The organism is Vibrio sp. NC2, from assembly GCF_025195005.1.
Taxonomy (GTDB): Bacteria; Pseudomonadota; Gammaproteobacteria; order Enterobacterales; family Vibrionaceae; genus Vibrio; species Vibrio splendidus.
The window spans coordinates 1-1,886 of sequence record NZ_JANVFC010000044.1 but is presented as its reverse complement, the minus strand read 5'-3'; the positions used below and the strand labels follow the sequence as shown (position 1 = coordinate 1,886).

Below are 1,886 nucleotides of genomic sequence, written 5' to 3'. Positions count from 1 at the left end.
GGAGTGGTAGTTCAGTTGGTTAGAATACCGGCCTGTCACGCCGGGGGTCGCGGGTTCGAGTCCCGTCCACTCCGCCATTTATTTAGAAGCCTCGCTAGCAATAGCGGGGTTTTTTTACATCTAAATTATAGTGTTTCGCCCCTCCATCTAATGACTTCCACATAAGATTTCCCGTACCCTATAACTCGTAGCCAACGCGTCCCTATTATTCCGTCATTTATCAGAAATCCCAATCCTACGACTAGAATCACATCATTTCTGATTCCAATTGTGGTTTGACACAAGAAAGACTTCAAACTTTAAACTTACTGATCAAATACTCGAGCCATGCGACGTTGTAAGTTAGGTAATGAGACTGTTTTGACTCAGCGCCCCATTCAATACCTGAAACTATACAAGCATTACAACTCATCCTGCTTGCTCAGTGCTTGGGGCCTTCCTCAAGTATTAGCTAACAGCCCTTCGTCTAGGAAACCTGACTTCTGGCCTATTTGTGAATCTAGAGGATAGCCTGATGTGTATGGAGGATTTCGCTAAGAACGCTAGAGTCCTTAATTAGTCGACTTAATAGCTCTTGTTATGCATTGAGCTTAAACCACTCTCGATGGCATTTAGCACTTTGTTCGAAGCATTTCAAAGGGTGAAAGCGGACTAGATTCAGTTTGAAGGTGAGAGTCGCTAGGCTGAGCTCCCCAAGTGATGCCGGAAGGATATATAAGCTAAGAAATAGAGTATCCCTCGATCCGTGCAGTGATGTTTATCACCCAACTGATTGAGATTTTCTGGTTCTAGGCACTGGTATCTTAGGATGTTTACCGGTCTCTCTTCGATTCTGATGTGCTTGTCGACTCGATATGAATTAGTTGTTTTGACAGCTTTTACTCTGAACATATTGATTTCTTGCTAGTTAGTTCAAGCTATGTTTAGGTTATTACGACTAATATTAAGCTAAGAAGTGTCATTTCTGTTGCTTGGTAAGAATAGAAAATTCCCCAAATCATCGGCGGATAATTTTGTGATTATTTTAAAAAATAGATAAAGCCTTAAAACCTAATGGGTCGAACTATGAAATTAAGCTTTAACTTTGAAGATGCCAGCCAGATCTTTGTTGGATCTTTTGCTTTGGCCGTGCCGATTTCTTTTTCTGAGGAAGCCTGGAAGTTAGGGGAGACTTTGCCTACAGCTAACTTGCTGTTGTTGTTTCTATTGTCTGCTGTATTCCTGGGCTTTTACACGTATGAGAGTGTATTTCAGAAAGATATTGTCGCTCGGTTGCCAGTGTTTATTTTCAGAATTGTTATTGCTTATGTGATGACTGCATTGGTTGTTGCTTTGGTGCTGACTTGTTTGGATAAGCTTCCTTTATTAAGCGATCCAATTGTATCTATCAAAAGGGTAATTGTTATTTCTATGCCAGCGTCTATGGGAGCGATTGTAGTGGATAGTTTCGATAAAGAGTGAGTTGTATGTCATTTCAATTTAAGCAACCAACAGAGCCTTTCTAGAGCTTATTTGAATTCATTATTTAGCTTTTAATTCCCGCCCCCATTACGACTAGAACTTCTCAGCAGAGCACTTCTATAGATAACGAAAGTAGCCCTTCGTGATGACTGGCTTCTTGCAAGAGTGACAAGTTTGTTCTTGTGATAGTTTGAGCGGAATTAAAGAGAAAAGTCTGATTGCTTTAGAAGAGCATTAAAAGTGTTGGTTTTCGAATTAAATGAGGTAGTAAAAGGTGAGTAGACTGGTATGGATGAGTTCGGATCTTTAAATGCAAAAAGGCCGCATCAATGATGCGGCCTTTTCTAATTGGCTCCCCTTGCAAGACTTGAACTTGCGACATACGGATTAACAGTCCGCCGTTCTACCAACTGAACTAAAGGGGA

At 40.9% G+C, this 1,886-nt stretch carries 1 protein-coding gene and 2 tRNA genes; 2 read left to right on the top strand and 1 reads right to left on the bottom strand.

Annotated features, from left to right (window positions below; translation table 11 throughout):
- Positions 1 to 77: transfer RNA gene (locus tag NX845_RS23335), tRNA-Asp, on the top strand.
- Positions 78 to 1,065: 988 nt separating this feature from the next.
- Positions 1,066 to 1,461: a DUF2391 family protein gene (locus tag NX845_RS23330; RefSeq protein ID WP_017079303.1), complete on the top strand. Its 396-nt coding sequence runs from the start codon at positions 1,066 to 1,068 to the stop codon at positions 1,459 to 1,461.
- A gap of 349 nt (positions 1,462 to 1,810) precedes the next feature.
- Here the strand turns inward: NX845_RS23330 and NX845_RS23325 are convergent.
- Positions 1,811 to 1,886 (bottom strand) — tRNA-Asn (locus NX845_RS23325).